General features: G+C 64.2%; 16 protein-coding genes and 1 pseudogene. 11 read left to right on the top strand and 6 right to left on the bottom strand.

Going from position 1 to position 21,340, the window contains the following annotated elements:
• Positions 1 to 19: 19 nt before the first annotated feature.
• From P5W98_RS03855 to P5W98_RS03845, 3 genes are all read left to right on the top strand, one after another.
• Complete coding sequence (locus P5W98_RS03855) at positions 20 to 910, top strand: tetratricopeptide repeat protein (RefSeq protein WP_421042320.1); 891 nt, start codon at positions 20 to 22, stop codon at positions 908 to 910.
• Positions 907 to 1,356 carry a TadE/TadG family type IV pilus assembly protein gene (locus P5W98_RS03850; RefSeq protein WP_421042321.1) on the top strand — a complete coding sequence of 150 codons (450 nt, stop codon included), beginning with the start codon at positions 907 to 909 and terminating at the stop codon, positions 1,354 to 1,356. The genes P5W98_RS03855 and P5W98_RS03850 overlap by 4 nt, the downstream gene beginning before the upstream one ends.
• A 115-nt stretch (positions 1,357 to 1,471) precedes the next feature.
• Positions 1,472 to 2,506, top strand: coding sequence for a TadG family pilus assembly protein (locus tag P5W98_RS03845; protein WP_421073738.1), 1,035 nt, complete (start codon positions 1,472 to 1,474; stop codon positions 2,504 to 2,506).
• Between the two features lie 8 nt (positions 2,507 to 2,514).
• Here P5W98_RS03845 and P5W98_RS03840 read toward each other — a convergent pair.
• A pseudogene (locus tag P5W98_RS03840) lies at positions 2,515 to 2,900 on the bottom strand (glycosyltransferase); the annotation flags it as partial.
• 913 nt (positions 2,901 to 3,813) lie between these two features.
• On the opposite strand from P5W98_RS03840, the gene P5W98_RS03835 reads away from it, so the two are divergent.
• Genes P5W98_RS03835 through P5W98_RS03815 form a run of 5 tightly spaced genes read left to right on the top strand, consistent with a single transcriptional unit; the run spans position 3,814 to position 9,749 of the window.
• A complete protein-coding gene (locus P5W98_RS03835; protein ID WP_421073737.1) occupies positions 3,814 to 5,466 on the top strand; it encodes a hypothetical protein in 1,653 nt (550 codons plus the stop codon).
• Positions 5,467 to 5,470: 4 nt separating this feature from the next.
• The gene (locus tag P5W98_RS03830) at positions 5,471 to 5,932 is read left to right on the top strand and encodes a response regulator transcription factor (protein WP_421073736.1); all 462 of its coding nucleotides are present in this window, start codon (positions 5,471 to 5,473) and stop codon (positions 5,930 to 5,932) included.
• Positions 5,932 to 7,281, top strand: a complete 1,350-nt coding sequence (locus tag P5W98_RS03825) for a YaiO family outer membrane beta-barrel protein (RefSeq protein WP_434718346.1) — start codon at positions 5,932 to 5,934, stop codon at positions 7,279 to 7,281. The genes P5W98_RS03830 and P5W98_RS03825 overlap by 1 nt, the downstream gene beginning before the upstream one ends.
• Before the next feature lie 12 nt (positions 7,282 to 7,293).
• Positions 7,294 to 8,337 (top strand): HEAT repeat domain-containing protein, encoded by a 1,044-nt coding sequence (locus P5W98_RS03820; protein WP_434718345.1) that lies wholly within the window; start codon positions 7,294 to 7,296, stop codon positions 8,335 to 8,337.
• Positions 8,334 to 9,749 carry a glycosyltransferase family 2 protein gene (locus P5W98_RS03815; RefSeq protein WP_434718344.1) on the top strand — a complete coding sequence of 472 codons (1,416 nt, stop codon included), beginning with the start codon at positions 8,334 to 8,336 and terminating at the stop codon, positions 9,747 to 9,749. Before P5W98_RS03820 ends, P5W98_RS03815 begins: the two co-directional genes overlap by 4 nt.
• Positions 9,750 to 9,845: 96 nt before the next feature.
• Here the strand turns inward: P5W98_RS03815 and P5W98_RS03810 are convergent, their stop codons facing one another.
• Complete coding sequence (locus P5W98_RS03810; RefSeq protein WP_434718343.1) at positions 9,846 to 11,951, bottom strand: helix-turn-helix domain-containing protein; 2,106 nt, start codon at positions 11,949 to 11,951, stop codon at positions 9,846 to 9,848.
• Positions 11,952 to 12,241: 290 nt separating this feature from the next.
• Here P5W98_RS03810 and P5W98_RS03805 point away from each other — a divergent pair, with 290 nt between their 5' ends.
• The 3 genes from P5W98_RS03805 to P5W98_RS03795 all read left to right on the top strand — a co-directional run bounded on the left by P5W98_RS03805 (position 12,242) and on the right by P5W98_RS03795 (position 15,753).
• Positions 12,242 to 13,678: a flagellin gene (locus P5W98_RS03805; RefSeq protein ID WP_434718342.1), complete on the top strand. Its 1,437-nt coding sequence runs from the start codon at positions 12,242 to 12,244 to the stop codon at positions 13,676 to 13,678.
• A 165-nt stretch (positions 13,679 to 13,843) separates the two neighbouring features.
• Positions 13,844 to 15,433 (top strand): flagellar filament capping protein FliD, encoded by a 1,590-nt coding sequence (fliD, locus tag P5W98_RS03800; protein ID WP_434718341.1) that lies wholly within the window; start codon positions 13,844 to 13,846, stop codon positions 15,431 to 15,433.
• 20 nt (positions 15,434 to 15,453) lie between these two features.
• Positions 15,454 to 15,753: a flagellar protein FliT gene (locus tag P5W98_RS03795; RefSeq protein WP_434718340.1), complete on the top strand. Its 300-nt coding sequence runs from the start codon at positions 15,454 to 15,456 to the stop codon at positions 15,751 to 15,753.
• Positions 15,754 to 16,007: 254 nt separating this feature from the next.
• Here P5W98_RS03795 and waaA read toward each other — a convergent pair whose 3' ends face one another.
• From waaA to P5W98_RS03775, 4 genes are all read right to left on the bottom strand, one after another.
• Positions 16,008 to 17,345 carry a lipid IV(A) 3-deoxy-D-manno-octulosonic acid transferase gene (gene waaA / locus P5W98_RS03790; RefSeq protein ID WP_434718339.1) on the bottom strand — a complete coding sequence of 446 codons (1,338 nt, stop codon included), beginning with the start codon at positions 17,343 to 17,345 and terminating at the stop codon, positions 16,008 to 16,010.
• A 70-nt stretch (positions 17,346 to 17,415) separates the two neighbouring features.
• Positions 17,416 to 18,300 (bottom strand): Kdo hydroxylase family protein, encoded by an 885-nt coding sequence (locus P5W98_RS03785; protein WP_434718338.1) that lies wholly within the window; start codon positions 18,298 to 18,300, stop codon positions 17,416 to 17,418.
• A gap of 163 nt (positions 18,301 to 18,463) precedes the next feature.
• Complete coding sequence (gene waaC, locus P5W98_RS03780; protein ID WP_421042333.1) at positions 18,464 to 19,465, bottom strand: lipopolysaccharide heptosyltransferase I; 1,002 nt, start codon at positions 19,463 to 19,465, stop codon at positions 18,464 to 18,466.
• Positions 19,466 to 19,716: 251 nt separating this feature from the next.
• Complete coding sequence (locus tag P5W98_RS03775; protein WP_035527533.1) at positions 19,717 to 21,111, bottom strand: phosphomannomutase/phosphoglucomutase; 1,395 nt, start codon at positions 21,109 to 21,111, stop codon at positions 19,717 to 19,719.
• Positions 21,112 to 21,340 lie beyond the last annotated feature (229 nt).

The following is a 21,340-nucleotide window of genomic DNA, read 5'->3' as shown; positions in this document are numbered from 1 at the left end:
AGGAATGCAGGAGTTCAAATTGATCCCATCTCGACCCATGCCTGCGCGCAGGACACTCACCGCGCTGCTGACGCTGCTCGCACCGCTGGCCGCCGCGCTGCTCGCCACGGGATGCGCCAGCAATCACTTCGTGACGCCGCAGCCTGCCGCCACGCACCTGCCCGATGCGCAAGCCGACATGCATGTCGCCGAAAGCGCGCTCGAAGCCGGAGATACGCAGCTGGCCATATCGCTTTTCGGCAAGCAGTTGAAGGCCGATCCGCAATCGAAAGCCGCCCAGCTCGGCCTCGGCGACGCGATGTATCAAAGTGGCGATCTCGCGCGCGCCGGCGTCCTCTATGCGCGGGTTGCAGCCAGTGCGCCGGACGATGCGCGCGCCATGCTCGGGCTCGCACGCGTCGCGCTGCGCCAGCGACGGCTCGACGAAGCCGAGCAGCGCTACCGGAAACTGCTCGCGGCTCACCCTGAGCATGCCGTAGCCGCCGAAGGCCTGGGCGCGACGCTGGATCTCGAAGGCAAGCACGCGCAAGCGCAAGCGGTCTATCAAGCCGCCTTGCAGCAACACCCCGAAGTCGCAGGCCTGAAGGCGGACCTGGGCCTCTCGCTCATCCTGGCGGGTGACGTGCGCGCCGGCGCCAATGTCCTGCTCGATGTCGCGGGCTTGCCCGACGCGCCGCCCCAGGCGCGCGAGAACCTCGCGCTGGCCTACGGATTGCTCGGCAACAACGAGGCCGCGAGGCGTATCCTGGTCACCGACATGCCGCCCGACTCGGCGGATGACAATCTGCGCTTCTACCGGCAACTGCGCGAGCGCCTTGCCGCCGCCGGGCCAGATGCGAGCGCCGCGGGCGCCGCACACACCCAGCCGGTATCGGCAGCGAGCGTCGCGCGTGTCGGAGCGCTCCAATGAAGGCGCGCGGGCGCGCGAGCCCCGGCGCCCGCGTTCATGCGCGCGGCGTCGTCTCGCTCGAATTCGTGCTGGTGCTGCCGTTCCTGCTGATGATGCTCTTTGGCATCGTCGACGTGAGCATGCTCCTTTGCGACAAGGCCGTCATCACGAATGCCGCCGGGGAAGCGGCGCGCCAGGGCGTGGTGCTGCGCGTGCCGACCTACACGCAAACCCAGATCAGGAATGTCGCGCTCGCCTATACGAACAACGGTCTGGTGACCAGCGGCACCGCCACGCCTCCAACCGTGACGGTGAGCCCCGCAGGGGGCTGCGCAACGGCCGGCAGCAGCAATCCGCTTCAGGTGAGCATCGCGTACACCTACAACGGGGTCGTGCTCGGCTCGGCGTTGAGCGTGCTGACAGGCCCCATCACCGTTACCGCCGTCGCGGTGAAAAACTGTGAATAAGCGCGTGCGTTCCCGCGTGTCTTCCAGCGCGCCGTCCCGCGTGCCTCCGGGCCGGGCAGCAGCCGCCCGCTATCCGTCGCCGGTGCGCCGCGGCCGGCGCCCGCACCCGCACCCGTTGGAACCGGCACGATCGCGCTCGCGCGGGTCGGTCACGCTCTGGTTCCTGTTGACGTTCACTGCCCTGCTGATCATTGGCGCCTTTGCGATCGACTTGCCGCGTGTCTTCACGGTCAGCGGCGAGCTGCAAAACGGCGCTGACGCGGCGGCACTCGCCGGGGCCGGGGCGCTCTCCCGAGGCAGCACGAGCGGACCGAACTGGACGGCGGCGGCCGCGTCCGCCACGACCGCCATCGCGTTGAACAAGTCGGATGGCGTCACGCTCTCCAGCGGCGCGGTCAAAGCGGGATATTGGGACGTCGCGGCATCCTCGCCCACGCTGCTCGCCCCAAGCCAGGTCACGCTGCCAGCGCCATCGGGGCAAATGCTCGAACCCGCAGTGCAGGTGACGATCGCCCGCAATGCCTCGAGCAACGGCGGGCTGGTGTCGCTGCTGCTCGGCTCGCTGCTCGGCGTGCCGACGACGGCCGACAGCGCAACGGCCGTCGCGATCATCGCACCGCCGTCCACGGTGCCGGCCGGATCGCTCTTTCCCGTGGTCATGGATCAGTGCGTGTACAACCAGTACTGGGACTCGACAACGAATGCGCCCAAAGTCGACGCGACAGGCCAGCCTTACGAGTTCCAGATCGGCAACGGTCAAACCTATGGCTCGTCGTGCGAGGCGGGACAGTGGACGTCGTTCAACACGATGGCCAACGACACGACGGCGATCATCAATCTGATCAATTCCGGCAATCCGACCTCGCTGTCAATCGGAGACAACATCTACGTCCAGCCGGGCGTCAAGGATGTCATCTATAGCAACGTCCCCACCGGAACCACTGTCCTGCTGCCGGTCGGCACGCAAATTGCGAGCAAGACGTCCGTCCCGATCGTCGCATTCGCCGCTTTATATATCGACAGCTCGGTCGGTCAGAACAGCAAATACATCCAGGGGCACTTCGTAGCAGGCTACACGATGCGGACCCAGGGAACCGGCGTCTCCACGTCAGACTACGGTGGCTATGTCGCGCCGCGTCTTGCGTTCTGAGCCGACCATTAAAGATCGAACGACGCCGACGCCCGCTCGGGCAACAGCGTGGCAAGCACGTCCACCGTGCGCCCCGTGGCGCCGCGATGACGCGCCGCGAATGCGACGGCGAGCCGCGGCCATGGCGACTCGGCGCGGCTTGTCGTTGAAGAGTTCGCGCAAGGCGCGCGAGATCGGCGCGATCCTGCACTTGCAGCGCCGCGCCGGCCGCCACGGCGTCTGCGGTGGCCTGGGTGAAGTTGAACACGTGCGGGCCGATCAGCACGGGCACGCCCACCGCGCACGCCTCGATCAAGTTCTGGCCGCCCAGCGGCAGCAAGCTTACGCCGATGAACGCGAGATCGGCGGAGGCGTAATACGCGCCCATCTCGCCCATCGAGTCGCCGAGCAGCACGATCCGGCGCACTTCCCCGGTTCTTTTCTCATGCGGGGACGGTAATGCACGAGCAGGGCATCTGGACCGTCGAGCCAGACGGCCGGTTTTGCGTAAGGTTGATAAGTCATACGACAAAACCGATCGGATCGTGTCGCTATATCTTCGGAACGGGAAGAGGCTTTGGCGCCGGAAACCGAGCAGATGCCAACCACGCTGGGAAAATGGGGCCTCCCGGCAGATTGACGGGCTACCTTCAGCGACGGCGCGGTGGCCAGCTCCGGCAGGAACTTGCACCCTGCAGATGGCACGCCATCACGGGCGTACACGAAACCGCTTGCGCGGCAGGGGCTGCGGTCCGACGCTGGAGGTCAGGGAGGGGCCCGTCACGCTCAATGACGGTGGAAGACAGCCACTCTGGAGACATCCGCCAACTGACGCGCCACGGCGTCGAAGACGATGCAGGCACGCGCCTCAGGAGGGCAATTCGTAGCGAAAACCGGTTCAGGGGCGCGGCCATCAGATGGTATGCGAGCGACGTGCTAATGGAGCGCATCACAACCGGAAACGGGTCTGCAACCGTGACCGCAAAGCCCCCGAGATCCTTACCATGATTGCGGCTAACAAGCTAGCGAATCGATTAAATGACTGTCACCTTCTCACCCGCCGAGACTGTTCAAGCACCTGGGCATTGAGAGAAAATACGCCACTCTGGCGACGGGATGTCGTCCTGAGTGCACGCCTTTGGCTTGTCGCGTTCGTCGGCGGGTCGGCAGGTCGGCAGGAGTCGGTTGCCCGGCAAATCACATATTCATCGGGGGTGGTTGGCTATGGAGCGGGCACGATCCGGAGCGGCTGTCTGGCTTTCGGTGAAGAAAGTCGTATTCCTTCTCGTGGCAGTCATCGAATCGGCCAAACTCAATTAGTAGGAAGAATGAAGTTTTCAATCATGCTGTGGATTGCTGCGACTGCGGCCGTTATGGCATCCGCGTCCGCGCACACCCAAACAACCCGTCTGCAGTGTTTTGGTGATAAAGGGCGGCCGGACGCGTCTTCCTCCCACTGTTTCGAGTTGAATCTGCCGAAGGACTCGCAACTGCAGTGGTCTGCGTGGCTGGCGCCGGTGGGGACGACTGCCGGCGCCCCGATCGCCGTGTCAGGCATCGTCGACGACAGTCGATTCGTGCCGACGGCGATCGGACCGGCCTCGCCCGGCGATCCAGCCAATCCCGACATGCTGATGTTCAACACGCCGCTTTTGCCCGACCTCACGTTCCGGCCATTCGGGCAGGAAGAACGGGCAAGCGCAATCCGCAATCGCGAAGGTGACACAGTCATGATCGCCTGCCGGCCTGGCCGGCAGCCCGCGGGCATCGTTCTGGAGCACCGTGACACCCGATGGCCGCGTGCCGCGGCGGGCGCTGTCGTGCTGGCAGGGAGCGGGAGCACCGGTTTTCAGTGGGGGATTGCGCCGGCCGGGCGCGATCCTGGTGCTCTTTACCCGCTGCAGCCAACGGTCGGCACTGGGCGGGTCCTTGGCCTGATCGATCTGGCGACGTTGCGTGAAGGGACAGCGAACATCGATCAAAACCTCGTGCTGGTGTGTCCGTCCGATGGCGCTCGTCTTGACGTGATTGACGTGCATCTCTCACCGCGTGCCGCAGCGGCGCAAGGCGTACGTGCCGCGTGGGTGTGGCAACGCAATCGATGGGAAGACGGCGGAGGTGACTTGCTCGCGGACGCGTTGCGGTACAAGGTGTCGCGCCTTTACATCGCGTTGCCGATCGCTGATGCTCAGGTGAGCGACGCCGGCGCGCTGCGGGATTTCGTGGCGCGCGCGCACGGAGCCAACATCCAGGTCTGGGCGGTCGAAGGCGACCCAGAAATGGTCACAGACAAGGGGCGAGAACAGGCGGTGGCACGCTTGAGGGCCATCGAACAGTATCAGCGCCTGTCGGCTGAACCGGCCCGACTGAACGGCGTTCAATACGACATCGAACCGTATCAATTACCCGCTTATCGCATCGAGCCGCAGGCGGTGATGCACGCGTGGAGCAAGACCACCGCCGCGCTCGGTGAGGCGGCGGCCCTGCCGCTTGATACGGTCGTGCCATTCTGGCTGCCCGACGCGCCGGGCGGCAACGAGGTGCTTGACCAGATCGGTCGAACCGGGCGCTCGCTGACCGTCATGGCGTATCGCACCGATGCCGCGCAAGTGCAGCGCGTGGCCGCGCCCTTGCTGGCGTGGGGCGCAGTCCGGAATTTTCCGGTCAGCGTCGCGCTGGAAAACGGCCCGCTGCAGGACGAATGGACACAGACTTACGCACCCGTGCCGCCCGGCGGCGTGGGCACGCTATGGCTGGTGCCCGAGGACGGCAAGATGGTCGCCTTACGCTTCGATCACGCCACCATGCTGGAGCGAGGCATCGGGTATGTCGAGCAGCGCAGAGAACGAATCGATGCAGGCAAAGTGAGTTTCCTCGGCGATGCGGATCGTCTGCTGAGCGTCTCTGCCAGCCTGCAACCCGTGTTTCGCGCGTGGCCGAACTATGCCGGCATCGCGTTCCACGGGCTGCTGGATCGTTGATCAAATGTCATTTGCCGGCAATGCGCCGAGTCTCTCTTGTCATCCCGCCGCCACAACAGCCATGGTCCTGAAAGCGCAAATGTCGGATTTACCAACGATTCTCATTGCTGAAGACGACGCGCTCCTTCGTGAGCTGCTCGAGCACAAACTCGCGATCTGGGGTTACCGGGTGCTGTCCGCGCCTGATGGCGAGGCTGCGTACGAACTCATACGCGAGCAAAGGCCGTCGATGGCGTTGCTGGACGTAATGATGCCGCGCCTCGACGGTTTTGCGCTGCTGCGCAAGATGAATCAGGACGGCGCGCTCGCACACACGCGGGTCATCATGATTACCGGGCGCACGCTGGAAGCCGATGTCGTCAACGCATTTCGGTGGGGCGTGGAAGACTACGTGAGAAAGCCGTTCTCACTCAGCGAGTTGCAGTCCCGCATTGCACGCATCGTGTCGCCGCCGGAGCGTGCCTGATGGTCAATCCGGTTCCATTCGCAGGCCGTTGCGTGCTCACGGCCTGGCTGATCTGTGCTTGCTTGCCGGCGGCTGCCGCCCAAAGTGAGCCGGGCCTCTCCGCGGCGGAAATCGCCGGTCTGTATCAGGCCGGCGTGCAGGCGCGACTGGCCGGGCACATGGACGAAGCATTCGACCTGTTGTCTCGCGCGGCGGCCGCTGCGCCAGACAATGTCGACGTGCTGCTGCAGAAAGGCCTGGTGCTGATGGCGAAAGGACGCGACGACGACGCAGCCCGGCTGTTTCAGCGCGTCCTGTCGCTGGCGCCCGAATACAGGGATGCACGTCTCGCGCTCGCGCGAATCGCCGAGCGGCGCGGCGACATCGATACGGCGCTCGCGCAGGTCGATGCCGTCTTGCACGACGCCCCGCATGATGCCGAGGCGCGCGAGTTGCACGCTAGCCTGCTGCTCGCCAGGGGCGACGCCCGGAACAGCGAGTCGGAATATCGCGCGCTCGCACAGGAGCAACCGGGCAACGCGGCGGCGTTGATCGGCCTTGGCGACAGCTTGCGCGAGCAATGGCGCGATGACGAGGCACGCGCGGCCTACCGGGAAGCAGCCGTGCTGGCGCCAGATTCCGTGGCGCCGCAACGCGTCACATTGCCGGATCACCCGCGATTCCGTCTGGACGTCAACGGCGAATACAGCAGCCTGTCGAACGGAGCGCCACCCTGGAAGGAAGGCGCCGTCCGTTTGGCATATTCGATGGACGAGCGCAACGTGATTTCCGCCGGTACGGACGTGAGTCGACGATTCGATACGACCAACGTCTATTCCGAGGCGAGGCTGGATCATCGGTATTCCGACAGGTTGAGCGTCTACGCCTATGGCGGCGGCACACCGGACGCATCGATTTTGCCGAAAGTGGCGGCCGGCACCGGCTTGCAATGGCGGCTCGATCGGGCGGCCGGCAAGCAGTCGACTTACGCGACGCTCGATGCGCGTTACACCCTCTATGAGACTGGGCGGATCTGGTCCGCTAACCTTGGCGCGATCCAGTATCTCGGCAACGATCAGCTATGGGTCACAGCGAAATGGATCAACTCGGTGGACGAACAAGACCGCTATCTGACGGGATATTCGCTGCGCGCAGACTGGCAGGCGTGGAGCCGGCTGCGTCTGCTGGCAGGGTTCGCCAATGCGCCCGAGACGGACCAGGGTGTGACCGTCAAGACCCGCGGTTTCTATGCAGGGGCCGTATTCGACGTGAGCGACTCGCTCGCGATCAACGTCTCGGCAGCGCGCGAGTTGCGGCCGCAACTTTACGACCGCAACGTGGTCGGGCTCGGCATGACCGCAAAATTCTAGGCCGACGCGCCAATGCTCAAATCGATCCAGACCGTATCGCTCGCGCTCAGCGCCATATCGCTGCTGATGCTGGGGATGCTGCTGCTCACCCATGCGGTGCGCGGGTGGCTGGCGTCGCGCGATACGGAGCTGGCGCAGGCGCTGTCGCATGAGCTGATCGTCTGGCTCGTCGGGCCGGAAGCGGGCCTCGCCGAGGTCGAACGCGTTGCGCGCCGCAACCCGGCACTGCTGACGTCGCTGGTACTCAGGCTCGCAGGCCAGTTGCTCGGCGATGAGCATGTCCGGCTGATACGACTGGCCAACCGGTTGGGGCTGGAGGAGCGCATGGTGCGCGACTTGCGACGGCACCGGTCGGGGATACGGCGGCGCGCGGCGGAATCGCTCGCGTTGTTTGAAGATGACGTCTCGGCCCGCGCCTTGATCGGCGCCCTCGAGGACCGCAAAGCCACGGTATGCCTTGCAGCCGCCTGGGCGCTGGCGCGACGGGGACTTCACGTGCCGTTGAAACAGGTCATCGACAAGCTGGGCGGATTGACCGGCTCGATGCTGACCCAGGATTTGTTCGAGCGTCTGGCGAGCCGTCAGATGTCGGATCTGATCGCGCTCGTCGCGGACGATCAGGTGCTGCCACGGCTTCGCAGCGTGGCCATCCGCGCGCTGGCCGCGTCCGGCGACTACGCGCTGATTCCTGTCTTCACGTGCGCCTCGCGATCGCGGCAGCCTGACGTACGAGCGGCGGCCGCGCGTGCGCTGGGCCACTTGCATCATCCACTCGCCGCTTCGTCGCTGCGGGCGCTACTGTGCGATGACGTGTGGTATGTCAGGGTGGCGGCAGTCGAAGCGGCGGGAAAGATCAATGTCGAAGCCCTCGACCCAGAGATCGAGACACTGTTGAGCGACACCAACTGGTGGGGCCGGTTCCGGGCGGCGGAGGCCCTCGCGATGGAAGGCGGGCGCGGTTACCACATTCTGGAGCGCGCGGCGCAGGGCGAGCCGTCTGTGGCGCGCGACGTCGCTGCGTTGACGTTGCTGGAGCGCAAGGAGATTGCATCGTGAGCGCGAATGACATCTTGTCCCTGGTCGTGCATGGCATCGTGACCGTGATATTGACCGTCAACGTGTTGCAGAACGCGCTGTCCCTGTTCCAGATCGTCGCCGCGATCGGTGGCATGATCCGTCCTGGCGCGAAAAGCGGGGGTATCCAGCTCTGGCGCCGCTATGGCGCGAGCGCCCCTCCGATCGCGTTGCTGGCACCGGCCTACAACGAGGAGTTGGGGATCGTCGACTGTGTGAAGGCGCTGTTCGCGCTCGAGTATCCGCTGACCGAAGTGATCGTCATCAACGATGGCTCGACGGACAATACGCTGGGCGTGCTGACCGACGCGTTCGAGCTGATGCCAACCCAGCGCACGTTTGACGCGGTTGTCACGCATAAGCTGATTCGCGGCATCTATGTATCGCGCGTCCATCCGAACCTGCTCGTCATAGACAAGGAAAACGGCGGCAAGGCCGATGCGATGAACGCCGGGATCAACCTGGCGCGGGCGCCGCTGTTCTGCGCAATCGACTCGGACTCCCTGCTGGAGTCCGACGCATTGCTGCGCATTGTCCGGCCCTTCGTCGAGGACCCGCAACGAACGGTGGCAGTCGGCGGCGTGGTGCGCGTGGCGAACGGGTGCCGCATTCAGAGCGGACGGGTTGTCGAGATGCGCGCGCCGCGGCGCTTCCTGCCGCTCGTGCAGTCCATCGAATATCTGCGCGCGTTCCTGCTGGCACGCGTCGCCTGGAGCGGCGTGGACGCGCTGATGTTGATTTCGGGGGCGTTCGGCCTGTTCCGGCGCGACGTGGTGGTTCAGGTCGGCGGCTTCGGGACGGATACGATCGGCGAGGATCTCGATCTGGTGATCAAGATACACCGGCATTTGCGGGATCAGCGCCGAGCGTACAACATCGCGTTCCTGACCGATCCGATCTGCTGGACGGAAGCGCCGCAATCGTTGCGCGTGCTGAAGGGGCAGCGCTGCCGCTGGCAGTGCGGTGCGCTGGAAGTGTTCTTCAAGCAGCGAGACATGCTGTTCCGGTCCAGCTACGGCCGTATCGGCTGGCTCGGCATGGGGCAGATCCTGATCGTTGATGTTCTCGGGCCGCTCGCCGAACTGTCGGGCTATATCATGTTGCCTGCCTTCTGGGCCCTCGCCTGGATCAATGTCTCGTACCTCAAGGCGTTCCTTTCGCTGGTCTTTCTTTTTGGCATGTTTCTCAGCGTCTCGTCGCTCGTGCTGGCCGAACTTGCAACGCACCCATACCCGCGTCTGGGCGACTTGCTGCGGCTGGCGCTGGCCGCCGTCGTTGAGAATTTTGGCTACCGTCAGCTGAACAGCTACTGGCGCATGCTCGGTTGGTGGCAGTTCCTGCGCAAAGACAAGTCCTGGGGGGTGATGACCCGGGTCGGATTCAACACACGCTAGTCGATTGCGTCACTGAGTTGGCACCCCGTCTGTGTTCAGATACCGGTCATGGGAAAAATGAATCTGACAGATATCGAACCGGAGCCACCTCTTTTCTCAATCATCGAACTGAGGCGTCGATAACGTATCTTCAGCATCTTCGTTTTGCGCTACAAGGTCCACGAGCAGACGATTGGCACGCAGATCGAACGTCAGCCTGATGACGTCGCACACACCCAGGCCGCGCGCATGCAGAATGCGAGATATCCCTTTGATCACGATCGCGGCCCTCTCGCTCGAGCAAACCTCAATCTCGCCCCCATCGGGATGAACTGCATATCGCATTTGCGGCACATGGGCCGCAAGTGAAGCGGGTAACGTCACCCAACCGCCCCGCACATGCCAGTCATTGACGACTTGATGGAAAACCGCGCGCCCGGCGTCCATATCCAGCTCCACCGGTAACAGTGAACCTGTACGCGCGAGACTGTCCCGAAGCGCCTCTGCAAGGACACTCGGATCGGGCTGGATCCCCCGTATCGCATACACCCCGCGGTAAGGTCGCGTAACGGACGGAGCCCAAAGGACCACAGAGCGAAAGCTTGTTTCGTCCATCCGGCCGCTTCTGACCAGATGAGTGAACAACCATGCACGGGTCGCCACGCCACCGGCTCCACGCAGAGCCTCATACACGATTAGCTCCGACGGTGGCAACACGTCGTGCGGGTGAATGTTCTGAATAGATCGAATACCGGCTTCCGGACTGAGCACGGATAGCCAGGATTGTCGCTGCAGCAGCGCCCAGATGATTCGCGTTGGAGGCTGAACATCAAACATTGGCGAGAACACGGCACGCCGCGCCCGCGTTGTCCGAAGTCGGCCAATCGCACCCACGATGTCATCGAACGAGACGAGCCCCGCAGCCACGGCGAGCACCCGTCTCGTCGCGTCAAGGATGAGATTGCGCTCGGTCGCATAGCCCTGAAACCAGAACCACTGTGGGTTACCGCCCTCAGGTGTTTCAAGCCACTCGAACCCCGCTGTCCGCTCAAGCACGGCCCGGATCTTGGCGATTACCTCCGTCGCCCACCCCTCTTCCAGGGCATAGGTCTTGAGCAAGCCCATGTGGGCAACGCCCGCAGTCCGGATCATGGCGCGAGCCATCTCGCCAATGGCGGTGTCGTGCACTGAGACATCGGCAACCGAGTCCCCCGCGTCCGGCGAGGTCACCATGATCTCCGGTCGCCCGTTGACACGGCGTTTAACAAATGCGAGCAGGGGCTTGCCCAGGATGTCGACGCTGAACCGCCCCACATCCTCAAGTTTTAGTCCCTCACCGAGCAACGGGCGCAGCAGCGCCTCCAGCTCATCCAAAGTGCATGGCAGATGCGGGTCTGCCTGTTCGCGAATACGCTCAAATACAACGGCATCGATGTCGAGCCCCTGTGCAGTCGTGTTAAGTGCCTTAAGGATTTGGCTGACACGCGACTCGACAATACCGTGCTGTTTAGCGATCGCAGCAAGCGAGGTGCTCATTTGCGGGTCAACCCCGTAGCGCTGCGCAAATATCCTCGCGCTTACGCGCTCGCGCTCAACCCGCGCATCGCCTGCGGCAAGCCTCTCGAATTGGACGGCAGCAATACGAGCAGTCACATCAATGATTGCCGAGCGAGCGTCTATCGCGGGGCAGACGACGCGCGGCCGGGCAGTCTTTGCGACGGTAGAAAATGCCTCGCCAAGCAGCCAGCCAGCGTCAACCCTGAGTGCGTGCTCCCATGCTGCGACCTGGGCGCCCTTGATCCGTGTCGGAACACCCTCATGCTCCCAGCGCGCGAGCGTGTCGACTGAAATCCCGATCCTCGCGGCGACGGCGCGGCGCGTTATCCCGAGCATATCCCTGCGCGCACGCGCGCGCGGGCCTGCCTCGGCATGGGGGGCGCCTGGAGCTGCCTTCTCGTCAGCCCCGAACAGCCATCCCGAGGGAACCTCCAGGGCACGCTCCCAAGCCTGCCGCTCACGATCCGTCAGTGAGCGGGGAATCCCTTTCATCTCCCATCGGCCAAGGGCTGAGCTGTCCAGTCCGCTGAGCGCGCCCAGCGCCTCCCACGAGAGACCCAGCTCCTCCCGCCGTGCGCGCGCGCGCGCTGCGGCAACCTGACTGAAAGCGTCCCGATCCGAGGCGGGACGCTCGCCATCCTCGGCAGCATTTGTGGGCATGGACATGTTCGAGAAGCGTATGACATGAAATTCGTAATAGGCGAGCGTCTCATATCCGCAGGCAAGAGCATCCGCTGAAAAGACGGCGTACTTCGGTCCTGTTCGTCTGGTATCGCCTCCGAGGGGCTTATTGTCCCCACGGCGGCAACAGACGAGTTTTTACATGTGTCCCTCTAAAGTTCCGTGGTGAAAGGTCGTTAGCCTAGGCATGGCGGTCGAAACAACGCGTTTGACAGTCCGCCGACGCCACGGTCGCCGTGGCGCAAACGGGCTCAGTCCCAATCAGGAGAATTTCCATGCTCGGAATCAATAGCAATATCAACTCGCTCGTCGCGCAACAGAACCTGACCGGCTCTGGCAGCGCGCTGTCGCAAGCGATTACGCGCCTCTCGTCGGGCAAGCGCATCAACAGCGCAGCGGACGATGCAGCGGGTCTTGCGATCTCGAACATCATGCAGACCCAGATCAACGGTCTGAACCAGGGCGTGTCGAACTCGAACGACGGTATCTCCATCGTTCAAACCGCTTCGTCGGGCCTGGCCTCGCTGACATCGAGCCTGCAACGTGTCCGCCAACTGGCAACGCAAGCTTCCAACGGCTCGATGACGGCAGACGATCGCTCCGCTCTGCAACAGGAAGTGAATCAGCAGCTTCAAGAAATCAATCGTATTGCGTCGCAAACGACGTACAACGGCATGAATGTCCTGAATGGCACGATGGGCAATGTGTCGTTTCAGGTTGGCGCTAACGTCGGCCAGACGATTTCGCTGGGTCTGACCCAAAACATGAGCGCGGCCACAATCGGCGGCGGAAATATCCAGAAGGGCAACGTTCTGGGTTCGATGGCTGTTTCGCTCACCGCAACCGGCACGGCAGCGGCAGCGGGCACTACCCCCGCAGTCACACAACTGAACATCGTGTCGGACGGTAACGGCGGCTACACTCTGACCGACCAAAATAGCAACTCTGTGGCTTTCACGGGTGCAGCCCTGTTCACGCAAAGCACAAGTGGCGTGCTCCAAATCAAGTCGGGTGGTCCGCTGGACCAGTCGGCTACTCAACTGGCAGCAATCAACACAGCGGAAGGTACGAATCCGGCCTTGGCACCGGCTGCGGGCACGACTCTCGGTACGATTACGGGCCTGAACATCGACTCCACGACCGGTGTGGATGCCGTGGCGGGTAAGGTCGGTGACATTACTGCGGTCACGGTCAAGTCGGACGGCGCAGGCGATCTGACCTTTACCGATCAAAACGGCGCTGCTTTTTCGGCTGGGGTGCTGGCGAAGGTCAAGACCGCACTGGGCTATACTGCACCCGCTGGCGGCCCCCCGGTTACGACTTCCGCTAAACTGGGCGCGGCACTCGGCACGGGTGTCACGGACAGCGGTATCGTGGTGGCAAACGTCGCTACCGCTAACACGGTGGACAAGATCAACATCGGCACGCAAGCAGGTGCAAACAACGCGATGCTCTCGATCGACAACGCGCTTGCAACGGTGAATAACCTTCAGGCAACGCTCGGCGCTGCGCAAAACCGCTTCAGCGCAATCGGTGCGTCGCAGCAAGCCCAGTCGACCGACTTGGCGACCGCCCAGTCGTCGATCGAAGACGCCAACTTCGCACAAGAAACGGCTAACCTCTCGAAGGCCCAGGTTCTGCAACAAGCCGGTATCTCGGTTCTGGCGCAAGCAAACTCGCAGCCGCAGCAGATCCTGAAGCTCCTGCAGTAACAAGCGCTTCATGTGAGTCAAGCAGTACGCGCCGCGCGTTCCGCCCGCCATACCCGGGGCGCGCGGCGCTTGCCAACCGGGAGGATCGCCTCCCGTTTGGCGTTTTTAAACCCGAACCGTATTTGAACCGATTCACCCGGCATCGCCGACGCACGGAGCCCCTTCATGTCCACCGTATCCGGTACCTCGAACGCGAATCTGGCCTCCAGCGCCGCAGCATCGGCCAACAGCGCGCTGCAGCAAGCCGCGCAGTCGGTCATCAGCGGCTCGACCGGCAATTCGTCGATGGACGTGAGCTCGCTCGTCACGGCGCTCGTCAACAGCAAGATCGCGGGCCAGGCCGCGACACTGTCCTCGCAGGCGCAACTGGACAACACGCAGATTTCCGCATACGGCACGCTCTCGGCCGCGCTTTCGGCGCTGCAGGCGGGCCTCAGCTCGCTCTCGGACGGCACGACCGTCAACGCCTTCAAGGCGAGCACGAGCGGCACCGGCATTGCGGCCACCGCGACCACCGGAGCGGTGGCTGGGACGTATTCGATCGACGTCGCGCAGATCGCGACCGCGCAGGTCCTCACGTCGAGGGGCTATGGCGCGAGCCAGCCGCTCGCTTCGGTGCCGAGCACGATGACGCTGTCGATTGGCGGCGCGAGCACCACGATTTCGCTGAACAGCAGCAACAGCACAGTTTCCGGCATTGCGGCGGCGATCAACAGCGCGAGCAACAATCCTGGCGTGACGGCCACGGTCGTGAACGGCGCCGATGGCGCGCACCTCGTGCTGCACGCGAACGCTACCGGATCGCAGAACGCCATCAGCATCCAGGTCAGCGATACGGCCTCGGGCGACCCGTTGAACGGCCTGGCGGTGACCGGCAATCCCGGCACGTCGCTCAGCGGCAACGCGAGCGCGACCAGCGCGCAGCTCAAGGCCAATCAGTCGACGCTCAGCAACGTACAGACTTCCGGCTCGCCAGCCACGCCCAACTGGACCCAGACCACCGCGGCGCAAGATGCGTACTTCACGCTCGACGGCACCGGCGTGACCAGCGCAACGAACTCGGTGACTTCCGCGCTCGCGGGCGTCACCTTGAGCCTGAGCGCCGCATCGGTGGACGCCACGGGCACGTCGCCGCAAACGCTCACGATCGCGCAGGACACGAGTTCGCAGTCGAATGCGATCAACAATTTCGTCACGCTCTACAACACGCTCGTGACGACCATGGGCACGCTCACCGCGTACAGTTCGACCGCGACTTCGCAGGGCGTGCTGCTCGGCGACTCCACGCTGAACCTCGTGCGCAACCAGTTGGCCTCGATCGTCGCGACGGGCGTGAAGAACGGCAACACCACCACGAGTCTCGCAACAATCGGCGTGACGCTGAATGCCGACGGTTCGCTCGCGGTCGACAGCAGCACATTGAGCAGCGCGCTGCAGAACAACCAGGCCACGGTGGCCAAGTTGTTCAGCTCGACCAACGGCGTGGCCGCGCAGTTGAACACCAATATCACGAGCTATCTGTCGAGCAGCGGCGCGATCCAGACGCGCACCAAGGCGCTCAACACGGACCTGACGAATCTCTCGACGCAGCAGGCTTCGCTCGCCACGTATCAGTCGCAACTCACCAGCATGTACACCGCGCAATTCACGGCGCTCAATACGCTGATGGCGACGATGAGCAACAACCAGCAATATCTCACGCAGCTATTCGGCGGCCAGAACAGCGCGGGCGCGATGGCCACCAACAAGAACTGACGGAAACGAGACCACACTCCATGCAAGCCTTAGCCGACATCGAGCGCATCTCGCAACTCACCAAGGCTATCGAACAGGCGGTGGCCGTGGGCGAATGGGAACAGGCGTCGCAACTTGCGATCGAGCGCTCACCGCTGATTATGTCACTTTCCGCGCAGCCGCCGTCCGCGACACTCAGTGCGCTCAAGCAGATTCAAGCGATCGACGCCCAGATAACTGAAGCTGCGCGAAATGCGACGACCGAGCTGAACAACGAATACCAGGCAGCCATGCAAGCGACTTGTCAGGCACGAACGTACGAGCAGGTCTCACTTCTGTAACTGGGGAGCGTGCCGCATGGAAGTCGTTATGTAGCGCACACGGCGCCATTGCGCGATTAGGCGCTTCGTTGGCAATCGCGAACGGGTCCGCAAACACCCGACCCCGAGAACTACCTCTTCCAGCCCCAGTCAGTCGAATTTCTCAGCAAGCCCTTTGATGGTTGCGAAGATGAAACGATCGACCCACAGGCCAGCCGACACCGAAAGTTGATCACCCAAAGACGTCAGGTGCTCGTGCGCATTCGCGCACGAAGTCATATGTCGAATACGAGCGTCTGCAAAATGTCGACCGTGCGCGAGGTCGCCCCACGATGGCGCGCCGCGAACGCCGCTGCTGCCGCGGCCATCGCCACGCGGCGCGGCTTGTCGTTGAAGAGCTCGCGCAATGCGCGCGCGAGATCGGCGGGATCCTGCACTTGCAACGCCGCGCCGGCCGCCACGGCGTCGGCGGTGGCCTGGGTGAAGTTGAACACGTGCGGGCCGATCAAAACGGGCACGCCCACCGCGCACGCCTCGATCAGATTCTGGCCGCCGAGCGGCAACAGGCTCCCGCCGATGAACGCAAGATCGGCGGCGGCGTAATACGCGCCCATCTCGCCCATCGAGTCGCCAAGCAGCACGTTCACGTCCTGCGGCAACGCGCGCACGCCTTCATGCGGCGCGGCGGAGCCCACCTTCGAAGCAGTTGGCGTCGGATTTGGAGCCGGATTCTGGACCCATCGCGAGCGCCGCTCGAGCTTGAGATTCTTGCGCGCGACAAGCGCGGCCACCTCGTCGAAGCGCTGCGGATGGCGCGGCACGAGAATCAGCAGCGCGTCTTCTACACCCAGCGTCGCGAACGCCTGCAGGACCAACTCCTCTTCGCCTTCGCGCGTGCTCGCCGCCACCCATACGGGCCGCGACCCGATCGCGCGGCGCCAGTCGCGCCCGCGCGCCACCACCGCGGCGGGGCTCGCCATATCGAACTTCAGATTGCCAAGCACGCTCACATTGCGCGCGCCCAGTGCGCAGAGGCGCTCGGCATCCGCCGGGCTTTGCGCGAGCACGCGCGTGAAGCCGCCGAACACCTCGCGCGCATGCGCGCCGAACTTCGCCGCACGCTTGAACGAACGCGCAGACATGCGCGCGTTCGTGAGCACGAGCGGCACGTCGGCGTGCTTGCATTCGTCGATGAGCGTCGGCCACACCTCGGTCTCCATCACGAGGCCGAGCGACGGACGCCAGGCGCGCAGGAAGCGCCGCACGGCACGCGGCATGTCGTACGGCAGATAGCAGCGCAGCACGCGATCGCCGAATAGCTGCTCGCCCGCCGCACGTCCGCCGGGCGTCATGTGCGTGAGCAGGATGCGCGCGTCGGGGCGCGCCGCCAGCAGCGCGTCGACGAGCGGCTGCGCCGCGCGCGTCTCGCCCACGGACACCGCATGCACCCAGATGAGCGGCGCGTCGTCCTCGGGCACGCGCCCGATGCCAAAACCGAACCGCTCGCCAATATGCTCGCGATAGCCGCGCTCGCGCCGCGAGCGGACGAAAAGACGCAGCACCGCGAGCGGCGCGATCAGCCACCAGGCCGCGCGATAGACGGCCCTTAGCATCGGGCCTCCGCGATGCGAGGCATCATGCACGCCCAGGCGAGCGAACCCGCGATGAAATTCAAGCCCGGCTTCAAACGAGTTCCTTGCCCTTGATGCGCTGGAGAATGCCGAGCGGCGCCCATTCCGGGTGCACCATGTCTTTCGCCGGCAGGAAGAAGGTCTGCTCCATCATGAACTGGCCGGACATGACCGCATGCGACGCATGATCGGAGAAGCAGACCCACACGCAGCCCGGCGGAAAGTTGATGGTCTCCTGCGGGGCCGTCTTCTGATAGTCGAGATCGGCCTTCATGCTGTCGTGCAGGTGGAGCATCAGGTGGTCGTACTCGCTGCGCGGCGACTTGGTGATGTGCAGCAGGTTCTGCAGCCAGGCCGAGCCCGGCATCTGCGGCTTGATGTTCGGCAGGAAGCGCCGCGCCATGTCCTCGAACGGCTCACCCACGCGCCACACACGCGGCACGCCGTTCGGGTTCACGTTGGTGAACACGCGCAGGATGCGCTCGCCATAGTTCGGGCGCGACGGAAAGGCGTCCACGTGCAGGCGCGAATCGTCCTTGCGCCACGAGGTCTGGCGTGTTTCCACCTGATGCAGGCGCAGGCTCGTGGGCGCCACGCGCAGCTTGCCGCTGTACTCGGGAAAGAGCCCGTCGACGAGTGTGCGCGCGCAGGCCTGATAGCGCGCGACCAACGCGCGCACTGCCGACTGCGTGACCGTGTCGCCCAGCACGCCGCGCAGCGCGCCGCCATTCGGGTCGAGGCTGATGTTCTTGCGCTTGGGGTCCGCAATTGCCGGATCGAGCAGCGCGCGCTCGCCGCCTTCGACCGGAAACTCGAGCTTCGGGAAATACAGGACCTTGCCCTGCTCGACGGCATCGAGCAGCGTCTCGCGCGGCTGTGAAAGATATTGGCCGTGCCAGTCGGCGGAAGTGATTTCGATAATCTGGGATTCGTTCATAGTCGCCCCTGGGAAGCGATGGATCGGGTTGCCTGGCGGGATGCCCGGCGCCGACCCTTATACCGCGCGTGCCGCGTGGCGCGCCTTGACATGCCTTTACGTGCCTTAATGCGACCTGATGCGACTTGATGTGACTTAATGTGACCTCGGGCGCGCAGCCTGCTCAAAGCAGGCCGAAGCCCGCCAGCGCGCCCTTCACCTGCGCGAGCGTGGGCGGCTGCCCCGCCGTGCCGAGATTGACGACCTTCGGCGACCAATAGCCGCCGGTGCGCCAGGCGGTCGCGAAATTGTACAACTCGACCGTCGGGCGCTTGAGCGCCGCCGCGATGTGCACGAGACCGGTGTCCACGCCCACCGTGGCCGCCGCGCCGTCGATCAGGCCGACTACGGCTGGCAGCGCGAGCTTGGGCGGCACGATGGCCGCCTCGCCGAACTCTTTGGCAAGACGCTCGCTCGTCGCACGCTCGGCCTCGCTGCCCCACGGCAGCACGATCGAGGCGCCGCGGCGCACGAGCGCTTGGCCCAGCTCGATCCAGTGCGCCTCGGGCCATTGCTTGTCCGCGCGCGAAGTGGCGTGCACGAACACCACATAGGGCACCGGCAGATTCAGGCCGACGCCCGCGAGCGCCTGCGCCGCGCGGTAGGTGTCGAGGCCGAACTCGATGTCGTCGGTGGGCTGCGGCGGCGGCAGCTCCAGTGCGCCCGCAACCAGTTGGCGCGTGCGCTCGACCACGTGCGTGCGCGGCTCGATGCGGATCGAGCGGTTGTAAAACAGGCGCACCGGCCATTCGTAGCCCGCGCCGTCGGTGCGATTGCCGAGGCCGACGAGCGGCCCGCGCGCCCAGCTCGCTACCCACGCGGTCTTGATAAGCCCCTGGCAGTCGATCATGAGGTCGTACTTCTCGGCGGCGAGCGCGCGGCGGAACGCGCCAATCTCGCGCCAGTTGGCCGCCGAGAAGAGCCCCTTGCGCCAGCGGCGCAGCGAAAACGGAATTGCGCGGCGCACGCCATGCACGAGCTCGACGAGCGACTGGAAGCCTTCTTCGACGAGCCAGTCGATTTGGGCGTCGGGATACCGCCGCCGGATATCGGCGATGGCGGGCATGTTGTGGACGACGTCGCCAAGCGACGACACGCGCACGATGAGGATCTTTTGCACGCTCAAGGCAGAAATAGGCGGACTGATTAAAAGGTCCGCAATTTTAGCGCGTCAAACGAAGTTAAGCGAAAAAGCGGGAAGAAAGTGCGGATATGGGCGCTGGAATCAGCGCCCTGACAGCCGGTTCCGAAAACAGTGCGGCGCCGGGCGGGAGAACCGCACGGCGCCGCTTTGGCTCTGGATTGCCGCGTTAGCGCGGAATCAGGCGGACGTTAAAGAGATCAAACGTCGGGACAGCGCAAAAAACCGTTCAGGCATTAGAACGGCAACTTCGCATCCGGCTTCTCGGCCAGAATCACACGCTTGAAGTCGGCCTGAATGCGCGCAAGCGCTGCATCGTTATCGGCCTCGAAACGCATGACCACGACCGGCGTCGTGTTCGACGAACGTGCGAGACCGAAGCCGTCCGGATACTCCACGCGCAGGCCGTCGATCGTGATGACGTCGTCGGCGCCCGTGAACTTCGCGTTCTGCTGGAGCTTCGCGATCAGCGCGAAGTTCTCGCCCTCTTCGAGCTTGAGCTGCAGTTCCGGCGTGGAGTGCGAATTCGGCAGGCCGTTGAGCAGCTTGCTCGGGTCGGCCACGCGCGTCAGGATCTCGAGCAGGCGCGCGCCCGTGTACAGGCCGTCGTCGAAACCGTACCAGCGGTCCTTGAAGAACACGTGGCCGCTCATTTCGCCCGCCAGCGGCGCGCCGGTCTCGCGCAGCTTCGCCTTCACGAGCGAGTGGCCCGTCTTCCACATGAGCGGCTCGCCGCCCTTCTCCTTCACCCACTTCGCGAGATTGCGCGTGCACTTCACGTCGTAAATGATCTGCTTGCCCGGATTGCGCGAAAGCACTTCCTCCGCGAACAGCATGAGCTGGCGATCCGGGTAGATGATCTCGCCGTCCTTCGTCACCACGCCGAGGCGGTCGCCGTCGCCGTCGAACGCGAAGCCCACTTCGGCATCGGTTTCCTTGAGCGCGCGGATCACGTCCTGGAGATTCTCAGGGTGAGCCGGATCCGGATGGTGGTTCGGGAAGGTGCCATCGACTTCGGTGAAGAGCTCGACCAGTTCGCAGCCGAGCGCCTTGAACAGACGCGGCGCGAGCGCACCCGCCACGCCATTGCCGGTGTCCACGACGATCTTCATCGGGCGCGCGAGCTTCACGTCGCCCACGATGCGCGCGATGTATTCATCGGCGATATCGTAGTCGGCATAGGTGCCCGCGCCCGACTCGAAACGCTCGTCGACGATGCGCTGATACAGCGCCTGGATCTGCTCGCCGTAGATGGCCTTGCCGCGCAGGACCATTTTGAAGCCGTTGTAGTCGGGCGGATTGTGGCTGCCCGTGACCACGATGCACGAGTCGATGCTGCGCTCGCCCGAGGCGAGCTTGAGCGGCACGCTGGCCGCGAAATAGCCGACCGGCGTGGGCACCATGCCCACGTTGACGACATCCACGCCCGCAGCGCGCAGGCCATCGGCCAGCGCCGCCGAAAGATCTGGCCCCGAAATACGGCCGTCCCGCGCGATCACCACCGCATCGCCGCCCTGCGCACGCACCTCGCTGCCAAACGCCCGACCGATCGCGCGTGCGGTGTCGGTGTCGAGCGTCTTGCCGATGACGCCACGGATGTCATAGGCCTTAAAAATCGATTGAGAAATCATAGTGAGGCTCACAGTGCGATAGAAAGTCGGAATGTATTCGTAACACGGTTCCCCCGGCTGACGGGGCCAGTGGTTACGAAAAGTCGGAATCGTTACAACTATAATTGCCGTTTTTTGGCGTCGGCCGTCGTCCGGCCGGGGCTCTTGTTGGTTACCTGTTGGTCATCTGCTGATTACGCACCTATTTTAATGCCTCACCGTTTCCTTCAGACGACAAAAACCGCGCCGG

The organism is Paraburkholderia sp. A1BS-2L (genome assembly GCF_051125205.1).
Taxonomy (GTDB): domain Bacteria; phylum Pseudomonadota; class Gammaproteobacteria; order Burkholderiales; family Burkholderiaceae; genus Paraburkholderia.
The sequence above is the reverse complement of the archived record's forward strand: the minus strand, read 5'-3'. Positions and strand labels throughout refer to the sequence as shown.